The sequence below is a fragment of the Rossellomorea sp. ABR4_012 genome (assembly GCF_056159545.1).
Window position 1 is genome coordinate 129,256 of sequence record NZ_JBSWVK010000007.1, and the last position, 19,745, is coordinate 149,000.

General features: G+C 42.6%; 23 protein-coding genes. 6 read left to right on the forward strand and 17 right to left on the reverse strand.

All coding sequences use genetic code 11. The features are described from left to right. Window positions 1-50: 50 nt before the first annotated feature. Both mscL and ACXAFV_RS21300 read right to left on the reverse strand, forming a co-directional pair. Window positions 51-512 (reverse strand): large conductance mechanosensitive channel protein MscL, encoded by a 462-nt coding sequence (mscL, locus tag ACXAFV_RS21295; protein WP_475129434.1) that lies wholly within the window; start codon window positions 510-512, stop codon window positions 51-53. Window positions 513-827: 315 nt separating this feature from the next. Then, window positions 828-1,787 (reverse strand): LacI family DNA-binding transcriptional regulator, encoded by a 960-nt coding sequence (locus ACXAFV_RS21300; RefSeq protein ID WP_475129436.1) that lies wholly within the window; start codon window positions 1,785-1,787, stop codon window positions 828-830. A gap of 127 nt (window positions 1,788-1,914) precedes the next feature. Here ACXAFV_RS21300 and ACXAFV_RS21305 point away from each other — a divergent pair, with 127 nt between their 5' ends. Next, window positions 1,915-2,052, forward strand: coding sequence for a hypothetical protein (locus tag ACXAFV_RS21305; RefSeq protein WP_475129438.1), 138 nt, complete (start codon window positions 1,915-1,917; stop codon window positions 2,050-2,052). 43 nt (window positions 2,053-2,095) lie between these two features. On the opposite strand, the gene ACXAFV_RS21310 is transcribed toward ACXAFV_RS21305, so the two are convergent. Further along, the gene (locus ACXAFV_RS21310) at window positions 2,096-2,416 is read right to left on the reverse strand and encodes a winged helix-turn-helix transcriptional regulator (RefSeq protein ID WP_475129441.1); all 321 of its coding nucleotides are present in this window, start codon (window positions 2,414-2,416) and stop codon (window positions 2,096-2,098) included. Window positions 2,417-2,565: 149 nt separating this feature from the next. Between ACXAFV_RS21310 and ACXAFV_RS21315 the strand changes: the two genes are divergently transcribed. Then, window positions 2,566-3,177, forward strand: a complete 612-nt coding sequence (locus ACXAFV_RS21315) for a nitroreductase family protein (RefSeq protein WP_475129443.1) — start codon at window positions 2,566-2,568, stop codon at window positions 3,175-3,177. Between the two features lie 49 nt (window positions 3,178-3,226). Here the strand turns inward: ACXAFV_RS21315 and ACXAFV_RS21320 are convergent, their stop codons facing one another. Next, window positions 3,227-4,873 carry a M20/M25/M40 family metallo-hydrolase gene (locus ACXAFV_RS21320; protein WP_475129445.1) on the reverse strand — a complete coding sequence of 549 codons (1,647 nt, stop codon included), beginning with the start codon at window positions 4,871-4,873 and terminating at the stop codon, window positions 3,227-3,229. Window positions 4,874-5,065: 192 nt separating this feature from the next. Between ACXAFV_RS21320 and ACXAFV_RS21325 the strand changes: the two genes are divergently transcribed. Beyond that, a complete protein-coding gene (locus ACXAFV_RS21325) occupies window positions 5,066-6,367 on the forward strand; it encodes an NCS2 family permease (RefSeq protein ID WP_475129447.1) in 1,302 nt (433 codons plus the stop codon). Between the two features lie 229 nt (window positions 6,368-6,596). On the opposite strand, the gene ACXAFV_RS21330 is transcribed toward ACXAFV_RS21325, so the two are convergent. Both ACXAFV_RS21330 and ACXAFV_RS21335 read right to left on the reverse strand, forming a co-directional pair. After that, window positions 6,597-7,151, reverse strand: a complete 555-nt coding sequence (locus ACXAFV_RS21330) for a histidine phosphatase family protein (RefSeq protein WP_475129449.1) — start codon at window positions 7,149-7,151, stop codon at window positions 6,597-6,599. A 298-nt stretch (window positions 7,152-7,449) separates the two neighbouring features. After that, the gene (locus ACXAFV_RS21335; RefSeq protein ID WP_475129493.1) at window positions 7,450-7,989 is read right to left on the reverse strand and encodes a GNAT family N-acetyltransferase; all 540 of its coding nucleotides are present in this window, start codon (window positions 7,987-7,989) and stop codon (window positions 7,450-7,452) included. A 344-nt stretch (window positions 7,990-8,333) separates the two neighbouring features. On the opposite strand from ACXAFV_RS21335, the gene ACXAFV_RS21340 reads away from it, so the two are divergent. From ACXAFV_RS21340 to ACXAFV_RS21350, 3 genes are all read left to right on the forward strand, one after another. Further along, complete coding sequence (locus ACXAFV_RS21340; protein WP_475129451.1) at window positions 8,334-9,284, forward strand: L-lactate dehydrogenase; 951 nt, start codon at window positions 8,334-8,336, stop codon at window positions 9,282-9,284. A 93-nt stretch (window positions 9,285-9,377) separates the two neighbouring features. Next, the gene (locus tag ACXAFV_RS21345; RefSeq protein WP_475129453.1) at window positions 9,378-9,743 is read left to right on the forward strand and encodes a hypothetical protein; all 366 of its coding nucleotides are present in this window, start codon (window positions 9,378-9,380) and stop codon (window positions 9,741-9,743) included. A gap of 9 nt (window positions 9,744-9,752) precedes the next feature. Beyond that, the gene (locus ACXAFV_RS21350; RefSeq protein ID WP_475129494.1) at window positions 9,753-10,412 is read left to right on the forward strand and encodes an SIMPL domain-containing protein; all 660 of its coding nucleotides are present in this window, start codon (window positions 9,753-9,755) and stop codon (window positions 10,410-10,412) included. Window positions 10,413-10,469: 57 nt separating this feature from the next. On the opposite strand, the gene proC is transcribed toward ACXAFV_RS21350, so the two are convergent. From proC to trmL, 11 genes are all read right to left on the reverse strand, one after another. Further along, entirely contained in the window at window positions 10,470-11,276 is an 807-nt protein-coding gene (proC, locus tag ACXAFV_RS21355) for a pyrroline-5-carboxylate reductase (protein ID WP_475129454.1), read from the reverse strand. Window positions 11,277-11,498: 222 nt separating this feature from the next. Beyond that, window positions 11,499-11,702 carry a hypothetical protein gene (locus ACXAFV_RS21360; RefSeq protein WP_475129456.1) on the reverse strand — a complete coding sequence of 68 codons (204 nt, stop codon included), beginning with the start codon at window positions 11,700-11,702 and terminating at the stop codon, window positions 11,499-11,501. Between the two features lie 6 nt (window positions 11,703-11,708). Further along, on the reverse strand, window positions 11,709-12,725 hold the full coding sequence (locus tag ACXAFV_RS21365; protein WP_475129458.1) for a phosphotransferase enzyme family protein: 1,017 nt from the start codon (window positions 12,723-12,725) through the stop codon (window positions 11,709-11,711). 22 nt (window positions 12,726-12,747) lie between these two features. Continuing rightward, on the reverse strand, window positions 12,748-13,047 hold the full coding sequence (locus ACXAFV_RS21370; RefSeq protein WP_475129460.1) for a YciI family protein: 300 nt from the start codon (window positions 13,045-13,047) through the stop codon (window positions 12,748-12,750). Between the two features lie 151 nt (window positions 13,048-13,198). Continuing rightward, window positions 13,199-13,690: an STAS domain-containing protein gene (locus tag ACXAFV_RS21375; RefSeq protein WP_475129461.1), complete on the reverse strand. Its 492-nt coding sequence runs from the start codon at window positions 13,688-13,690 to the stop codon at window positions 13,199-13,201. 150 nt (window positions 13,691-13,840) lie between these two features. Continuing rightward, on the reverse strand, window positions 13,841-15,001 hold the full coding sequence (gene yhbH, locus ACXAFV_RS21380) for a sporulation protein YhbH (RefSeq protein WP_475129496.1): 1,161 nt from the start codon (window positions 14,999-15,001) through the stop codon (window positions 13,841-13,843). A gap of 366 nt (window positions 15,002-15,367) precedes the next feature. Further along, on the reverse strand, window positions 15,368-15,538 hold the full coding sequence (locus ACXAFV_RS21385) for a multidrug ABC transporter ATPase (protein WP_475129463.1): 171 nt from the start codon (window positions 15,536-15,538) through the stop codon (window positions 15,368-15,370). 87 nt (window positions 15,539-15,625) lie between these two features. Next, window positions 15,626-15,820 (reverse strand): hypothetical protein, encoded by a 195-nt coding sequence (locus tag ACXAFV_RS21390; protein ID WP_475129464.1) that lies wholly within the window; start codon window positions 15,818-15,820, stop codon window positions 15,626-15,628. Window positions 15,821-15,919: 99 nt separating this feature from the next. Further along, complete coding sequence (locus tag ACXAFV_RS21395; RefSeq protein WP_446245841.1) at window positions 15,920-17,815, reverse strand: PrkA family serine protein kinase; 1,896 nt, start codon at window positions 17,813-17,815, stop codon at window positions 15,920-15,922. 583 nt (window positions 17,816-18,398) lie between these two features. After that, window positions 18,399-19,148: an oxygen-insensitive NADPH nitroreductase gene (gene nfsA / locus ACXAFV_RS21400; protein WP_475129465.1), complete on the reverse strand. Its 750-nt coding sequence runs from the start codon at window positions 19,146-19,148 to the stop codon at window positions 18,399-18,401. A gap of 91 nt (window positions 19,149-19,239) precedes the next feature. After that, on the reverse strand, window positions 19,240-19,728 hold the full coding sequence (gene trmL, locus ACXAFV_RS21405) for a tRNA (uridine(34)/cytosine(34)/5-carboxymethylaminomethyluridine(34)-2'-O)-methyltransferase TrmL (RefSeq protein WP_475129467.1): 489 nt from the start codon (window positions 19,726-19,728) through the stop codon (window positions 19,240-19,242). Between the last annotated feature and the right edge of the window lie 17 nt (window positions 19,729-19,745).

Here is a 19,745-nt window from a genome sequence, read left to right on the forward strand (position 1 = left end):
ATACAAAGTAATCCTACTATAAAAGTAGGATTACAGTCAAAATAGGATGTTCATTTCACATTCCGTCTCTTTTTAATGTGTATTTTCATACCGCTTTTGGTGAGGGTGGGCTCGACAGGACTTTTCAGCTGAATGGGCTCACTCGTCCTTTCCACCTTCAACAGGTCCCTGATTTCCTGGAGCACTTCGAGATTGGTCGTCTGCTTGACTTTATATTGCTCCTCCCCTCCCTTTAAGCGGTTGAAGAGCTTGATCATAAAAAATATACTGGCAGCAACGAGGAGAAAATCGACTGTCGTCTGAATGAACTTTCCTATTTCAATCACCTCAGCTTTCACTTTCAAGGTCAGACCTTCAAAATTAATGCCTCCGAATAATATGCCAACAATGGGCATCATGATATCCTGCACGAGAGATTCTACGATCTTCCCGAATGCTGCCCCGATAATCACCGCAATGGCAAGATCAACTACATTCCCCCTGGAAATGAACTGCTTAAATTCTCTCCACATCATCCCTTCACCTGCCGTTTCATTATTAAATCATATGGCATAAATTTGTAGTGTATGAGGACAATCGTATTTATTCGCCCGACGCCTGGCTACTTACAAAAATATAAGCCGACCCGTTTCCGGATCGGCTCGCTATCGATATTCTACATAATATACTTTCGTATAATCGCAAAAAGAAGGAATAAGGCAACAACAAACATGACGATGACCAGGATTTTTTCCTCTTTATTACCAAGCATAATGATTCGCCTCCCTGTGATGTACCCATTACCTAGTGTAATATAGTTTTTCTTCTAATTCAGCTCCCAACACTTTTCAATCCGTATCACGGTCGTACAAAGTGGTTCCAAGAATGACCGGGGATGAAGGATTCTCTTCCAAAAAAAGCTTAAAGGCCTCTGCCCCCATCTGTCTGATGGGTACTTCGAACGAAGTGATACCAAAGGCATCCGATAGGGGATGATTATCAAAGCTTAAAATTGCCAGTTCATCTGGTATGGTGATTCCCTTCCTCCCAGCTTGGGATACGATTCCGGCCGACACTTGATCACTTGTAACGATTAGAGCAGAAGGCTTATCTTTCAAAGCCTCCCATTGTTCAACGACATCCCTTCCATCCTGAAGGTGAATGCATTCATTGAAGATCCACTCTTGACGTACTTCATAGCCGGCAGCTTCGGCCCCATCGAAGAACCCGCGGACCCGATCCTCACTATTGGTACCGAAAGTCCTATGCAGGCACAATCCAATGTCAGTATGGCCCTTTGAATGCAAATGATCCATCGCTGTCCGGATCGCTTCATAATGGTTGATGAACACTTTTTTCTCTACCCCATAAAGGTTTTCACAGAAAACGACATTCAGCCCCTCCATCAATGGATGCAGTGTATCGAGGGAGTTCGCCCTGGAAGTGATGATAAGGCCATCCACCTCTTTCATCTGAAGGCGGTGAAACGCATCGAGTTCTGCCTCTTTTTCATAATCGGTCTGAAAAATCTGCAGGTGGTATCCATGTTTCAATGCCTCTCCGGCAATGCCCTGCAGTACTTCCCCAAAGTAAGGCAGGTTCAAGAAAGGAAGGACGACGCCTACACTATAGGTTTTCCCTTTGGATAAGTGAACAGCATTTGCATTTTTTATGTATTTCAGTTCTTTAACAGCGGCCATTACTTTCCGTCTCTTTTCTTCTTTTACATAAGGGTGATCATTCAATACCCTTGAAACGGTTGAAACCGAGACACCGGCAAGATGGGCTATTTTTCGGATATTCGTCATGAGGCTTCCCCTCTTTTAAGGATCGTTAATTTTTTTGCCATAAGCGCTTGCTCTGAAACGCGTTTCATAGATTATAGTCAAGATAAGGTTAACGCATGAAAATAATGAATGGCAAGGAGGATGCGGTATGCTTGGTATTTTATATCTCCCTATTCTTTGTATCATCATTGTCGGGGGCAGCTACTTGGCAATGGAGCCCATTGATTTTTTCACTCAGGCAGATGTTAATGACCCGTTTGATTCATTGTTTAAAAGACAAATGTAATGCTGAATGAGCTGCTTTCCTCTATAGGGGGAGCAGTTTTTCACTATTGGAAGGATGGATTCATCCATTTTTCCGCCCATGTGTGTACCGACTCAAGCACCTGTTGAAGGTCCCTTCCTTTTTCGGTAAGACTGTACAAGATTTTCACCGGCTTTTCCTCCATACATTCACGCTGGACAAGACCGCACCCTTCCAGTTCTTTCAATCTCTCCGCCAGAACTTTTTGACTGATATTCGGGATTTGATCATTTATATCTTTAAAACGGCAGCTTCCGTCAAATAATACTCTTATAATCATTCCGACCCAGCGTTTTCCCAATAGCGAAAAGGCAGCTTCGTATTTAGGGCATATAGTTGAATTCATGATGGTTCACACTTCCTTAAAGACTCATTGCTTGACGCAAAAAAATACGTCCGTTATAGTGGTCATGTTATAAACTACTTACAAAAAGTAAGCAACATCCAGATATACCCTATATTATAGCACTTTTCTCACATCAAGGAGGCATAATCATGACAAACTTCTTTCAGGTGGCAGAAGAACGCCGCTCTACGAAAGTATACAATCCAGAGGTGGAAATCCCTCGTGAAGAATTGGTAGAGATTCTTGAGATCGCCGGTAAAGCTCCCTCTGCATGGAACCTGCAGCATTGGCAATTTCTTGTGTTTGATCAAAAAGAGATTCAGAATCGCCTGCTGCCTATTGCATATAATCAGCAGCAAGTCGTTGATGCGTCAGCAGTCGTTGCAGTACTCGGTGATCTTGAAGCAGATAAAAATATCGACCCTGTACTCGATCCTTCAGTCGAAAAAGGTGAAATGACACCTGAATTAAAAGAAATCCTGACAAAACAGATCAAAGGGGCATACAGCCGCGACCAATATCCAAGGGATGCCGCATTCAGCAACGCATCACTGGCAGCCATGCAGTTAATGCTGGCAGCCAAGGCAAAAGGCTGGGACACATGTCCAATCGGAGGCTTCAATCCTTCGGGACTTATTTCAGAATTCAATATTTCCGGCCGTTACTTGCCGATCATGCTTATCACGATCGGTAAGCCACTTAAAGAAGCACGAAAAACTGACCGACTGGATATCCGTAATTTAATTGATTGGGCAGAATAACAGAAAGCCACATCGTTTTTATCGATGTGGCTTTTGGTTTGAATGAATGTTAGATATTCAATAAGTCCTTTGTTACCCTTTGAATGATTTCTGGCAGAACAGAAAACGTATAAGGCTTATATACCCGTTCCGTCCACTGGTGGCCGTCTTTTCCATAGACACCGATATTAATGGAAGGAATATTAAGTTTTCGAATCGTATCAATCGGGACCGGATATAGGTTGTTAATCATCGGCAAATTCTTTTTTATCACTTCGATGTCTTCATCTTCTTCATGTAAGGACAGAAAGCTTCCATCTGCTAGATACGGAAAAAAGCGTTTCACTACGAACTCTTCTCCTGTCTCCGTGGAAATTTCATTCAGACAGCTGTTCAGTACTTCCTTCACTTTCTTTCCATATTCATTCTCTTCATTCAAATAGTTATGCGGCAGAAATGGCGGTGCGAAGAAAATAATGACTCTTGGCGTTCTGTCAGGATCGAGATGCTGAAGGGCTTCTACCATTTTATAGGCAACCGTGCGCCTGTCCTCACCCTCATGATCACGAAACACTTTTTCCATGACAGGCTCCGGATCAAGACCCCTTTCTTTCAGCCAAAAGATGTATTCTCTTAATGTAAGAACATCAACCTGCCAAGACAGCTCCCGCTCGGGAAAATTGTGATAATTACGGTAGCTTTCGTACTGTTCTTTACTACGTTGTTCGAGCTGTGCCACCGCCTTCATTGCTGTTTTCTTCATTTGGTATAACACATCGCGGGCCGTCTTTTCATACACAAAATAGTTAAAATAGATCGACGTTGAGAGAGGTGTCTGTACATTATACGCCGTCTTATCGTCTTTAAAATAAAGGCATGACGGCGGCAGGGTGAATTCACCTGGTATTTTTTCTACAAAGTCAAGATTCTGATTGATCTCCAAATTGATTTTAGAAGCAATCGCAGTCGGGTCTATGGACGTCAACACGTCGCCAACATGTGCTTCCCTCCCATAAATGTAAAAACCGGGAAGAAATTTTCCGGCTGCTCCCGTGTAAATATATCTCTTACAGTCCCCGTCATAAATGGGGGAAATAAAATCGTTATTAACGGCTGCCAAGTAGTCTAACCCTTCAGTCTTTAAGCGGTCAAGCTCTGTTAAAGCTGCAATCAGCCCCGCGTGCTCACTTTCTTCATCCCCATTGAACAAAAACAAAAGATTCCCCTGCAGAGGGTTGTTTTGTTCGGAAAAATGAAGCAGATTTGCAAGATGAACAGCGATTCCGCTTTGCATATCAAGGGAACCCCTTCCAAATAGCCAATTCCCTGATAGGGCATCCTCCCTTACTTTCTCTTCTCCTTCATAGTCCATAAAGAATTTCTGAAGAAAATCGGGATCATGGGCCATTTCCTGCAAGGCACCGTAATCATCCGTGCCTACCGTATCATAATGGGCATGGAACAATAATGTTTTTGACGCTTCACCGTCCAGAAGAGCAAATACATTCTGACGACCGACCACATCGTTTGGAACTTCTTGCATCCACACTTTATCGGGATGCTTTTGAAAATACGGAAATGACCGGATGATTTCATATATATAATGAGCTTTACGGCCTTCACCGTCTGTACCATTGTAACTTTTCAGAGCGACTAAGGATCGTGTGATGAGTTCAATCTGCTCGGAGATCGGTTTGTCTTTCAGCTGTGAATACACGTTAGTACCGCTCCTTTCCCTCTAAAATATTCTCTATAATTGATAACATCTTAACGAAAAAGCACAGCATTTGGAAGGGGTTTCAAAATTATTTTTTTATTATTTTTTGGATTAACTATTGAATTCCGTCCTAATACCGAATATTATATAATTTGTGCGTTTTTAATGTTCGTTTTTTATGGAGGTATGACAATGTTTAAATTACAAGAGAACGGCACTACTCCAAAAACTGAGTTACTGGCTGGTTTGACGACTTTCTTAACGATGGTATATATCGTGATCGTCAACCCGATCATTCTGGCGGATGCCGGTGTACCATTTGATCAGGTATTCCTGGCAACCATTATATCAGCCGTTGTAGGTACATTATGGATGGCCTTATTCGCAAACTACCCAATTGCGATTGCACCAGGTATGGGATTGAATGCTTACTTTACCTACTCGGTGGTTGGCGCGAATGAAGATATCTCGTATGTAGTGGCATTTTCAGCGGTATTCGTAGCAGGTATCATATTTGTTATTCTTTCACTTACACCATTCCGGGCAAAATTGATCGAAGCGATCCCACAAAATTTAAAGCACGGGATCACGGCAGGAATCGGATTATTCATCGCATTTATCGGACTGCGTTTGACGGGTTTGATCGAAGCTCATCCGACCAATTTGGTGAAGCTTGGGGATCTCCATTCACCATCTGCACTACTGGCACTTGCCGGATTGGCAGTGACACTTGTGCTTATGGTGATGAATGTCCATGGGGCACTATTCATCGGAATGATAGTGACCGCATTGATTGCATATTTTACAGGTGAGCTTTCTTTTGATAAAGGAATTTTTGCCATCCCTCATCTCCCTGAAGGCATCATCATCAGCAATCCGCTTACCGCTTTTGCAGATGTGGTTCAATACGGTCTCTTTGCAGTCGTATTCTCCTTCTTGCTCGTGACCATTTTCGATACGACCGGTACGATGATCGGAGTTGCTCAACAAGCAGGATTGATGAAGGGCAACCAAATGCCAAGAGCACGTGAAGCACTTTTGGCAGACTCAGTTGCGACGACAATCGGAGCAATGTTCGGTACAAGTCCTACATCTGCTTACATCGAGTCTTCTGCTGGTGTGTCTGCAGGCGGCAGAACAGGATTAACGACCTTGACAGTGTCTATTCTATTTATTGCAGCCGCCTTTTTCGGGCCTCTGGTAAGTGCGGTTTCCGGGATCTCAGCAATCACAGCTCCTGCGCTGATCATTGTCGGAAGCTTAATGATGGGCAGCATCTCTCATATTAAATGGGATCAGCTCGATGAAGCCTTCCCTGCATTCCTGATCATCCTGAGCATGCCTCTGACATCAAGCATCGCAACAGGAATTGCGCTGGGATTCATTTCTTACCCGTTATTGAAAGTGGTCAAAGGTGAGTGGAAACAGGTACATCCGCTTGTATACATCTTTGCGGTATTATTCTTCTATCAGCTGGCATTTTTGCCTCACTAAAGAAAAGCGGAAGCGCCTGTTCAGCCTCGAAAAGCGTTGGAGTTCCGTCCGGTGAAGTCGCTCTTTGACTTCAATGGGCGGAGCAAAACGTCTCGAGGGGCTAGGCGCTGGAGCTGGACATTTCTCAATTTCAACTTTATTTCTTATAACTTTTAAAAAAATCGCCCGGACTATTTCCGGGCGATTTTCTTTATGGGTTTTAGCTTGAAGTCTGCCAAATAGGTGCACCTCACTCCCATACCCTCTCAACTCCAACCAGCGATTTTCCTTCAAAAGTCATGTTATAAATATCAGGCATCTCAAGTTCCTTCCAAAAATCATATCCATAACGTTCATCAAAATGATTCATGATCAGGACCATGATGTTTCCGTGAGTCCCGATCGCTACATTCTTTCCTTCATATTTTTCTAAGATTTCCAGAAAGCTCTGAACCCCCCTTTTTTGGGCTTCCCTGTTCGATTCGCCTCCATCAAAAGAAAAACCAGGGTCTTTCCACACTTTCATGATTGCTTGGGGGAAGTCTTCAACAGGTTCACCCGAAAGCTTCCTTTCCTTCATATCTTCATAGATTTCAATTTCTTTCTTGAAAATTGTGGCCGTGCCTCTTACTGTATCCATCGCTCTTTTATAAGGACTAGAGCATACAGCGTGAATGTTCTTATCTTTTAAAAGGGATTCGACACGTTCAGCATCGTATGTGCCCTTTTCTGAAAGCGGCCTCTTCAGCTCTTCAGGGGTATAAACTGAATGGGCGTGCCGTACTAAATAGATATTGGTTTTCATACTTTCACTTCTTTTCTTAAAAACTTGTATAACAATGTGAGCACTGCTGGGCTGATTTCTGCCTTTTTGTATGCCTGTGGCACCTGGGACATTCAACCTCTTTTGAATGTAGATCCAGCCCATTATTGCCGTGGAGCCATCTTAGGTAAGATTTATTTATCAGGTAAATGGTAAAGCCGAGCATAGTACCGATGATAAGTAATAGTAGCGCAAGATCCACTCGTCCACCCTCCCTATTCCTTTGAATTTCTTTACGGGTTTAACGACAGAAAGGTTTCAATTTTTGTTACTCATTTCTCTACTCCACTCTATACTCAACCAGCCATGAATCATGCCAGACTCCCTCGTGCAGTTCGTTTCGAGGCAGGATTTTCATCTTTTTGTAGCCGCATTTTTCATAGCATTTTATCGCTCTCTCATTCCATACCATGGGGTCCATGACAAGGCGGTCAACACCCGCTGTGTCGATTAAATATCTCTTCACCGCATTGATGATCATGGTTCCGGCTCCCTTATTCCAATAGTCAGGCTCACCAATAAACTGATCGGTTCCGTAAATCACCTCATCTGTATGACCGTAACCATACTTATTTCTCTCTACTTCATCAATGGGATAATACTGAAGATAGCCAATCTTCTTTCCTTTATAAATCATGATGCATCTGACTACTTCGTGGTCTCGAATTAGAAATTTTTCTTCCACCATTTCCAGTGTAAATGGACAATCCCTTCCCTCATAGAATTGAAGCACTTCCGGATCAGAAAGCCATTTCGCTACAATATATTTATCATCCTTTTTAATAGGTCGAATCTCTATATCTCCATTTTTGAATTCCATCACTCACACACCTCTTCCTTCTATAATATAAATTCACTCCGCACAAACAAAAATCCTTCAGCCAACCAAATAGAAAAATCCTTTAACACTGCAGTGGAGCGAGGGACGGGCTTTTAGTACTGGAGTGTGATAAAGAAGAAGCTGCTCTACTTTTCCAACCGCACCTATATGACAATAATGTGAAAGTGTATGTATTTTGGGGTGTTTAGGTATTTTCTTAAGTGGAAAGAAGTAGAATAAGCTAAGAATTCATGTTATTATTATTTTGTGAAAAATTTCACAATATAACATATATCAAACAAGTACAATTAAAAACTTCCTTAACGTTAGGTGTGTGATGAAGAATGACAATCAAATGCACAAACAAAGTGGCCCTAATCGGAACTGGATTTGTCGGCTCAAGCTATGCCTTTTCCCTTTTGAATCAGGGAATTGCCCATGAACTGGTACTAATAGATATGAATAAAGAAAAAGCGGATGGAGATGCACGCGACCTCAATCATGGTCTTGCATTTGCTTCCCCTATGAAAATTCACGCCGGGGACTACAGTGATTGTCGGGACGCTGACATCGTGGTGATCACTGCCGGGGCGAATCAAAAGCCTGGTGAAACCCGTCTCGACTTGGTGGGTAAAAACATAAAAATATTTAAAAGCATCGTCGAACAAGTCATGGCTAGCGGATTCAATGGCATCTTCCTGGTCGCTACCAATCCTGTCGATATTTTGACGTACGCAACATGGAAATTCTCAGGCTTGCCGAAAGAAAGAGTCATCGGATCAGGTACCATTTTAGATACAGCAAGACTACGCTATTTGGTCGGGGAGCACTTTGACATTGATACCCGTAACATACATGCCTATATAATGGGTGAACACGGTGATACAGAATTCCCTGTATGGAGCCATACGACCATCGGAGCCAGTCACCTTAGTGAATTAGTTGATATGAGCAAAGAAGACGTACAGAACAAACTGGATGAAATCTTCATCAATGTAAGGGATGCCGCTTATCAGATCATTGAACGAAAAGGAGCTACCTACTATGGGATCGCCATGGGACTTGCCCGGATCACGAAAGCCATTTTCAACAATGAAAACAGTATTTTGACCGTTTCTTCACTGCTTGAAGGCGAATATGGACAGAATGATATTTATATCGGGGTTCCTGCAATTATTAACCGAGAAGGAATCCGTCAAGTGGTAGAGCTTCCTTTAAATGAAAAAGAACAAGGGCAATTCAACCATTCTGTTAAGACGTTAAAAGGGATAATGAAAACAGCATTCGAGGAATAATCGATGAGATTGTACATGAGAACTAGATAGACACGCACGCCCAGGCAGCCTCCTCATAAACTATTGAGAATTCGTTTATGAGGAGGTTCTTCTATGTACGATGAGAGACAGTTATTTCCTGGAGGAGGTTTTCCAGGTGGCGGGCCGCCAAGCTCACCTCCACCTGGAGGACCGCAAGGAGCCGGTAATCAGCCGCCACCTGGACCGCCGCCGAACTACACACCACAGATGACGTCCATGCAAGGCGGACCGGGGGGACCAAGCACCTATGCGGTGGACCCAGGTTCAATCAGGCGCTGCCTATACCGTTACACGTATGTTTGGCTGAGAAGAGATTCGTTTTGGTTCTATCCGACATTTGTAGGCCGCAGTTCGGTTGCGGGTTGGAGATGGATCGGCTGGAGATGGGTATATTTCGGTATTGATTTAGATAGAATCCGATCCTTTACATGTGTATAGGCGATGAATATGTACTCGTACCCATCTTATTATCGAACTACTGAAGTACGCACTGGAACAATCAAAGTTACAGGGGAACATACCATGTATGTAGATCCTGATCAGGCAATTGTTTCTCTTGGAGTCGTTACAAAAAATGAAGATCTTGAAGAAGCTCAGAGTCAAAACAGGGAGATTTCAGACCGTGTTGTGCAATCATTGTTGGAGAATGATATTTCGAAAAAAGACATCCAAACGTCCACCTATCAAATTTTCCCGCAATATAGTTATGAAGACGGAAAGCAGACCTTTACCGGCTATGAAGTAAGGCATGTTTTCCGGGTCACTGTGAACGACATTGATTCCTTAGGGAAAATAATTGACGATGCAGTAAAAAGCGGAGCGAATCGTGTAGAGAATATTCAATTTGTCAACTCTGACCCTGCGGAGACCTACCAACAGGCCCTTGCTGCAGCTTATCAAGAGGCATATGAAAAAGCTCTCACCCTTTCCAATCAATCCGGTCAACAATTGAACCCGTACCCCAAATCCATTACAGAACATTCCGGTACTGCCGTGATTCCATATGCTCCCACTGCCTTCGTTAAAGCAGCAGAAGAAAGCACAACCCTTCAGCCCGGCCAAATCGGCGTAACCGCTTCACTTACCGCAGAATACCGAATCTACTGACAAAAAAGTCCGTCCCCAGTGCTCGAACACTGAGGGACGGACCTTTTTCATTTCCAATTATTCACCCAAAGACTTCGTTTTTCTTCCGCATGCTTCCATGGCGGTTAAGATGGCTCCTTTGAATCCATTTTTCTCAAGTGCTGCCACTGCTTCGATGGTGGCACCTCCCGGAGAGCAGACAGCATCTTTCAGTTCTCCTGGGTGCTTACCTGTTTCGAGTACCATTTTGGCAGCACCTAATACAGCTTGAGCAGCCATTTCATAAGCTTGATTTCTTGGTACCCCCTGAAGAACTGCTCCATCAGCAAGAGCTTCAATGAACATAAACACATAAGCTGGTGATGATCCGCTGACTGCAGGGATCGCATCCATCAATCTTTCTTCCACCTGTTCAGCTTTACCGAAGCTTCCCAGGATGACTGAAACTTCCTCCAAGTCCTCATCCGTTAATCGTTTATTCACACAATACGCCGTCATTCCCTCCCTCACTAATGAAGGAGTATTCGGCATCGTCCGAACGAGCTTTATACCTTTGCCAAACTGAGCTTCCATCCACTCCAACGTGATCCCGGCAGCAATTGTCACGACAATCACATTTTCTTTCACGGTATCCTTCACTTCTGATATGACGTTTTGATATTGATCCGGTTTAACGGAGAGGAACAATATATCCGAGAATGCGGCAACAGCCAGGTTTTCGTCCGTACATTCAACACGAAATTCTTCTTTCACTTTCATTCGTGTTGCTTCTGATTTTGCACTGGTCATCACTGCACTTTTATCCACAAGCCCTGCCTGCAGTATTCCGCCTAAAATGGCCTGAGCCATATTTCCGCATCCAATAAATCCAATGGTTTTCTCCATAGCGCTTCACCTCTGTCTTTGACTATCATCTTTAGAATCATAACAAACTTTTTAAGCCGCGTGAATAAAAGTGAAATTGACAGCCAGTTTAAGCTTTAATCCCAAATATGTACTTCATTCAAATTTCTTATTATAATGCACAAAAAAACAATCCGGTAGTAAACATCCATCAAAAAAGACCCTGCACAAGCTCAAGCTTTTGCAAGGTCTTTAACACTCACTTTATTCCGTCAACTTTCCACAATGTGGACATAGAGTTTTCATATAATCTTTCGGAAGTTTTTTATGGCAGTGAAAACAGGTTTTTATATATTCCCGCTGATCGAACAGATCCTGAGACAATCCATAACCGCTTTTAAACGTTTTCTTTGTCAGACGCACCAGCAGCCCGATGACCGCTCCCGTCACCAACAGGGCCCAGATCACCCCTTCTTACCCTTTAGCCCGCTCAAGAATCGCTTTGAAATCAAGACTGACGATAGGTTCATCGTTCATCAGCCTGTCTTTTAAGCCGGAGAGTAGCGACTCTTCGATTTCTGACAAATTGTTCAGATCCCATTTTTTGTGGAAAACCGTATAAAGAGTGAGATCCCGCAATAATAAAAATGAAGGCATATGATCGATCCATTCTTCTTCCAGAGGATATTCCTCCAAATAGCCACTCAAAAACGCTGTTAAAAAAGTTTCTCCAAATGCCGAGCGCACCTCAAGCTTCTCCTTTCTGAGCTTCCACCACACAGAATAATAAAGAGGAATGGCAATATCACTCAAGAAGAAAAACTGCATGCTGTCATCAAAATCAAACACGTGTATCTCACCTTCATGATAAAAAAAGTTACCGGGATGAATATCAGAGTGGATGACACCGAAGTTTTCAGCAGACTCCTCAAGTGCCTGAAGCTTCTTCTTGTTTCTCTCTGCTTTTTCGATAATGTCAGCATCATCTGAAGGAAGATAGGTTGAATACTGCAAGATATCATCTTCATCCCAGCGATCCCTTACATATTCTAAAGCATGATAATCCTTTGTAACCCTGTGCATTTTGCCCGTGACTTTTCCCCATTTTTTAAAGAGCTCTTCATTAAAAAGGGCATCCTTGATGCTCACCGGCTTGCCTGGAGCTTTATCAAATAAGCATACATAAAAATAGGTATCACCAGCTTCCAGTACTTCAACCAATCTCTCGTCTTCCGAGTGGTTGACCAGCGACACGTTCACTCCATTCTCATGTAAATAATTTACCCACCTGAGTTCAGCTTCCACATCTTTTTTAGAACGGTGGGAACTATGGGTCAACCTTAATATGTACGGCGTTTCTTCCTTATGCACTTCAAATACGTAGTTTTCAAAATCACCAAGCTTTCTTGCGCGGGAAGCATCGCAGCCAAATCTCTTTGCTGCTGATTGCAGCAGCTCCTCACTGAACAGCTCTTCTATCCATTTTTCCATCTTTCATTCTCCTAACCTGCTATTATTCCTTCAGCAAAGCTACACGGTATGGGAATAGCTCCGCTGTCATTATACCCTCCATTACAGACGGATCTTCCCTCATGAATTCCTCTGCCTTTGCTTCACTTTCCGCTTCAAACACAACGATTCCAAATGCATTTTCTTCTTCATTCAGTGTTCTTCCCGCCAATATGACGACACCGCGATCTCTATATTCCTTCAATCTCTCAAAATGTTCTGCCACGGTTTTTTCATCTTCTGCAGTCCAGTTTTCTTCTTTATGTAAGCGGGGTATCAGTCTCAGTACATAGATATATTCCATGATGGCCCTCTCTTCTCTATATTTTTCACACTCACTTATATATATACGACCTTCATCCGGGAAACCCTTTCAAAAGGTTCTGAGACATTTAGTGTTTATCAAGATCATTAATAATCCAAATAAAAAAAACCAACCCATTCAGGCTGGTCTATTATTCATTGATACTCTGAAATTGTATTCCTCTTTGCTGCATTAAATATTGAAGAGCCGTTCTAAATGTAAGAAAGCTTTTTACTTCCAAAATCTGCTGTAATCCTGAATTAACGATAATCTGGGTAAGAGAGGGCGTAAATCCAACAAAAATAACTTCTACCCCCATCAACGAGATAGCTTTTGCCATATTTTCAATATACGTACCGAATACGTCCAATTCACAAATTTCTTTTTCTGAAATAGCCGAGAAGTCTATGATGATTGTATGGATATCTTCTTGATAAGATACATTCAGGATTCTAGAGATGATCATCTCGAAACGCTCAGGTGAAAGGCGACCTGTAATCGGCACAAGAATGGTTTCAGGAACAATTGAAGGTATGATCGGTACTGAGATATCTCTGATTAATTCCTCAGACTCTGCCAGTTGTTTTTTAAGTTGAGCAATTTCCTCTTTAAGCTCATGTATTTGCGTTGATTCGTTTGTCATTCTAAACCTCACCATATCAAATTATTTAAAAATGGGAAAACACATGTATCCTTATTTTAGCACCAATCTTCTCTGATTGAGTACTATTTTTTCATGGTAATGGCATATTCCCGGAAAAACAGAAAAAACCAGCCTTATCGGCTGGTTTTATCATGCATATGCTTTTTCTTCTTCTTTTTTGAAGAAGCTTCTCATGGCATGGAATACATCGGCTTTTTGCTTGAGGATATAGTAACGGAAGTCTTCATTCTTGATGTTTTTGTAAGCGGACATGAGGGTCGAGTGACGGTTATATTGATTTACTTCACCGTATCCAAACATGCTGGATACCTTCATTAATTCTTCAACAAGCTTGACGCAGCGTACATTGTCTGATGTTAAATTGTCGCCGTCAGAGAAATGAAACGGATAAATGTTGTATCGTGTCGGATTGTATTTCTCATCAATGAGTTCCAACGCTTTACGATAAGCAGATGAACAAATCGTCCCTCCGCTTTCTCCTTTTGAGAAGAAATGTTCTTCCGAAACGACTTTGGCTTCAGTATGATGAGCGATGAATTCAATTTCCACGGTCTCATATTTTGTTCTTAAGAATCGTGTCATCCAGAAGAAGAAGCTTCTTGCCATATACTTCTCCCATACTCCCATACTTCCGCTTGTATCCATCATCGCTAACACAACGGCTTTGGATTCAGGCTTCAACACTTCATTCCAGGTTCTGAATTTGAGATCTTCGGTTATGATCGGATGAAAGCTCGGGGCGCCTTTCATGGCATTCCTCTTAAATGCAGACATCATCGTTTTCTTCTTATCTATGTTACCCATAAGTCCCGTTTTTCGAATATCATTGAATTCAATGTGTTCCACGGTTTGAACATCCTGCTCTTTCCTTTTCAGGTTCGGAAGTTCCAACTGACTAAATAATGCCTCTTCAATTTCCATGAGAGACACTTCTGCTTCATAATAATCTTCGCCTGCTTTATCTCCTGCTCCTTGACCTTTTCCGGGACCTTTCTGCTGCTGAGAGCCATCTCTCGCAATTACATCTCCAACCTGACTGTCGCCATCTCCTTGCCCTGCATGTTTATTTTTATCATAGTTGTATCGGATTTTATATTCATCTAATGAGCGAATCGGGATTTTGACGACATCACGGCCATTTGACATAATGATGTTTTCTTCAGTGATCAGATCAGGTAAATTATTTCTTATCGCATCCTGTACTTTTTCTTGATGTCTTTGCTGATCATCGTGACCTTTGCGGTGGAGGGCCCAATCTTCCTTGGAAATGACAAATTGATGATTTTCCATTTGACTCAAACTATTCCCCTCCTTAAAAATTTTTTCACACTTTTTTTTCACGCTGCATACACTATGTTGACTGCCTAATCTACTGTCTTCTTCCCCTAGAAGGAATGAATCGGGGATTACTCTATCCTATGCAGAAGTATTGATAAATTTACAAATAATTTCGACAATTAAACAATCTTTTCAGATTTGGACGAGCCTATTTTTTTCGAAAAAATGAATACTATGATATGTATACAGTTATGTCTCACAATATGTAAGTTTGGAAGGAGAATGTTTATTACATATCTGTAAATCTGTCGAGGGAGTATCTCCTATGGGGGTTCGTTTTTTTGAAAAAAAAATAACCAGGCGAATTCACCTGATTATCTACTCTTCTTCATATTGAGCCGGATCTTGTACTCGATTGTGGTTCTTTAACTCTCCGCTGGAACGCAGCTTCTCCATTTGCTTGCCTAGCTTGATCAGTTCCTCCATATTGGAGGCCATGCTTCCGTTAAAGGGTTCTGCTTCTTCTCGAGGCTGAGGTTTAGAAGGCATCCCCTTCACCCACTTTCATTTGAGATATGGGTCCGGCTCTCTGTATCTATAGAGTATTATATTCTGATTTTTCTGTCAATATATTCATTATTTATCCCTTTCTTTATATTGAACAGGATCCGGCTGCTTGTCATCCTCTTTTAGTTCCTCGTTTGTACGGAGCCTGTCCATCTGCTTTCCGAGCTGCTCCATCTCTTCTATGTCGTGTGCCATCGAACCGTTGTCAGGCTCATAGTTTTTATCGAGCTCTTGCTTTTTATTAACTTCATTCTTCTTGTTCATTCTGTCATCACCTCTTGCTTTTACAATTCCCCTTTCTTTTCATATGTAAACAGAAAAAAGAACGGGATGCGGCAGCACATCCCGTTCCTGGTATCAATATTAACGATTTAACAAGCTGCCTACATAACGCAGCAGTTCATTGGCCGAAGTGGAGTTATAACCGTGCTCATCAATGAGGCGGGCAACGACTTCGTTGACTTTCTTAAGCTGCTGCTCATCCGGCGTTTTTGTGGAGGTCGTGATTTTTACGACATCCTTCAGGTCGGCAAACAGCTTCTTCTGGATTGCTTCACGCAGGCGGTCATGTGAGTTGTAATCGAACCGCTTCCCTTTGCGGGCATAGGCTGAGATACGAATCAGAATTTCTTCGCGGAATGCTTTCTTCGCATTTTCAGATATGCCGATCTGCTCTTCAATCGACCGCATCAGCTTTTCATCAGGATTGATTTCTTCACCAGTCAATGGATCATGCAGTTTTGCTTTGTTGCAATATGCTTCTACATTATCCAGATAATTATCCATAAGCGTTTTAGCCGACTCTTCGTACGAATACACAAAAGCTTTTTGGACTTCTTTTTTCGCGATATCATCATATTCTTTACGGGCAAGCGATATGAAATTCAGATATCTTTCGCGAAGCTCATTAGTGATCGATGGATGTTGATCTAGACCTTCCTTAAGGGCCCTGAGAACATCAAGCGCGTTAATGGTCGGTATCTCTTTACGAATGATCGTAGATGAAATCCGATTGATCACATAACGCGGATCGATACCGCTCATACCTTCATCCTGATACTCTTTTTTCATTTCATCCACATCGGCTGAGTTGAAGCCTTCCACACTTTCTCCATCATACAGGCGCATCTTCTTGATCAGATCGATGTCGCCCCGCTTCGGTTCTTTCATCCGGGTCAAGATGGTGAACATCGCTGCGACACGCAGTGTATGAGGCGCAACATGCACATTGGATACATCACTTTCCCCGATCATCTTTTCATAAATCTTCTCTTCTTGAGTCACTTTCAGATTATATGGAACCGGCATCACGATAATACGCGAGTGCAATGCCTCATTTTTCTTATTGGATATAAAAGAGCGGTACTCCGTTTCATTCGTATGCGCCACAATCAGTTCATCTGCCGAAATCAGAGCAAATCGGCCGGCTTTGAAGTTGCCTTCCTGCGTGAGAGATAATAAATGCCATAAGAACTTCTCATCACATTTCAGCATCTCCTGGAATTCCATCAAGCCGCGGTTCGCTTTGTTCAGCTCGCCGTCAAAACGGTAAGCACGCGGATCGGATTCCGAACCATATTCGGCTATCGTCGAGAAGTCGATGCTTCCCGTCAAATCCGCAATATCCTGTGACTTCGGATCGGATGGACTGAATGTTCCGATTCCGACACGTTTATCTTCTGAGAAAAAGACTCTTTCCACCTGGACATCTTCAATTCTGCCCTGGTACTCTTTTTCAAGCCTCATCGTCGTTAACGGTGAAAGATTTCCTTCAATCCGGATTCCGTATTCCTGATGGAAATCCTCACGCAAATGCTGTGGAATCAAATGAAGCGGATCCTCATGCATCGGACAGCCTTTTATGGCAAAAATGGCTCCACGATCTGTGCGTGAATACTGTTCCAAACCGCGTTTCAGCATCGCCACAAGCGTCGATTTACCTCCACTGACCGGCCCCATCAACAAAAGGATTCTCTTTCTCACGTCTAATCGTTTAGCAGCAGGATGAAAATACTCTTCCACAAGTCTTTCAAGCGCCTCTTCCAAGCCAAATAATTGATTGCTGAAGAATTTATATCGTCGTTTCCCATCTACTTCTTCGACTCCAGCATCCTTGATCATATTATAGACTCTAGAGTGAGCTGATTGACCAATCCAAGGCTTTTCCTTCAACAACTCCAGATACTGAGCAAACGTCCCTTCCCATTTCAGTTTTACTTCTTCTTCGCGGTAATGTTCAACTTTTTTTAAAATATCCATATGGACCTCCCCCTGTCGCTTAATGAGAGACGATTAATATACTGTATGCGCTTGTTCACTCTAACATGTTAAGAAGATGTATTTCGTTCTTATTTACTTGAAGGTGCCGTCTGGATTTCCACTGTTCCTCGTCCTGATTGAAGGCAGAGGATGCCCATTAGAGAACCCAATCGCAATGGAAGTTAATGAATTTGTCACAAAAATATTCCTCTCTCATTCACAACTTTGAGAAAATAGGCTATACTAAAGACAGACTGTGGAATATGAAACTGGAGGTTACCAACTATGGGTACTTTAATGATTTTAGGTGTTAGTGCGGCGTTTTTAACAGCAATCTTCACTGCTGGTTATAACGACAAGCCAGGTTCTAACTAAATAGTTGCGAAAACACCCCGGAAAGCAATTGCTTTCCGGGGTGTTTTGGATTATTTACTTCTTTTTAAACATAAAACATTTAAATCACATGGAGCACATGGAGAATTAACTCCGTCTCATACATTCACTGGTTTTATTATCAAAACCCCTTTTTAGAAGGCACCCCTCAGCTAAATTACCGGCGGAGTTCACAACCCTAAATTACAGATTACCTCTTATCAAACCCGCGCTTCTCCACAAACTCCTTCATGTACATCCTTTTCTTCCCGGACAGCATTTTGGCCATCTGTTCGGTCCAGCGGTCGGAACGTTTGCCGCCCGTACGTTCATGATAGTAGGAAGAGATCGTCTCATCATAGCGGTCCAATTCCGCCTTCATCCCTGCTTCATCATACATATATGCATCCTCATGATACACGGCATTCATCGGCAGACGCGGCTTGACGTCAGTATCTGCAGCCGGATATCCCACGGCCAGCCCGAATAACGGAATCACGCGATGCGGCAGCTCAAGCACTTCGCTCACTGTTTCCAAGTCATTTCGGATTCCTCCTATATAGCAGATGCCCAACCCCATTGATTCGGCTGCAATCGAAGCGTTCTGGGCTGCCAATGAAGCATCGATGAGTGCGACCATGAATTTTTCCGTGCTTTCCAAAGAAGGAATCACATCAGCGTTCTCCCATTTACCAATATTCTCGTGACGATGCAAGTCAGCGCAGAACACGAAGAAGTGTCCATTTTCTTCAACATAGTTTTGATTCCCCGCTAGTTCGGCAAGTTTTATCTTTTTAACGGAATCCTTCACTCCGATGATGGTGTACGCCTGGATATAACTCGAAGTACTTGCTGCTTGTGCACTTTGAACGATGGTACGAATCTGTTCGTCAGTCAATGGTTGATCTTTAAACGTTCGGATCGAGCGGTGATTCAAGATGGTTTCAATTGTCTGGTTCATATATGTAAATCTCCTTTTCATTTGGGTTTTCCTATAGTATAAGCCAAATGAAAAAAGGAATGAAAATCATATGATTCTCATTCCTTGCTTATTACTTCGGCAATTCTCTGTGGAGGCCGGGATAGTTACGCTGCCTGAGCGCTTCGTAGATTAAAATGGCTGCCGTATTGGACAGGTTCAGTGAACGGACATTCTCATTCATCGGGATCCGGAGTGCCCGGTCCAGATTATTTTGGATTACATCATCCGGCAGTCCGGTTGTTTCACGCCCGAATATAAAAAAGTAGTCCTTCTCCTCGATACTGTAGTCAAAATCGGAATGCGGTGTTTTCCCGTATTTGGTTAGATAGAAGAATTCTCCGCCTTCGTTTTTCTCAAAAAATTCATCGAGTGAATCATAATATACGATGTTCACAAACTGCCAGTAATCTAGCCCTGCCCGCTTCAGCATTTTATCGTCCGTCGAAAAACCCAGTGGACGGATCAAATGCAGCGTAGTGTCAGTCGCTGCACACGTTCTGGCGATATTTCCTGTATTGGCTGGAATTTCTGGTTGATATAATACAACATGTACTCCCATGTATGTCACCTCATTCA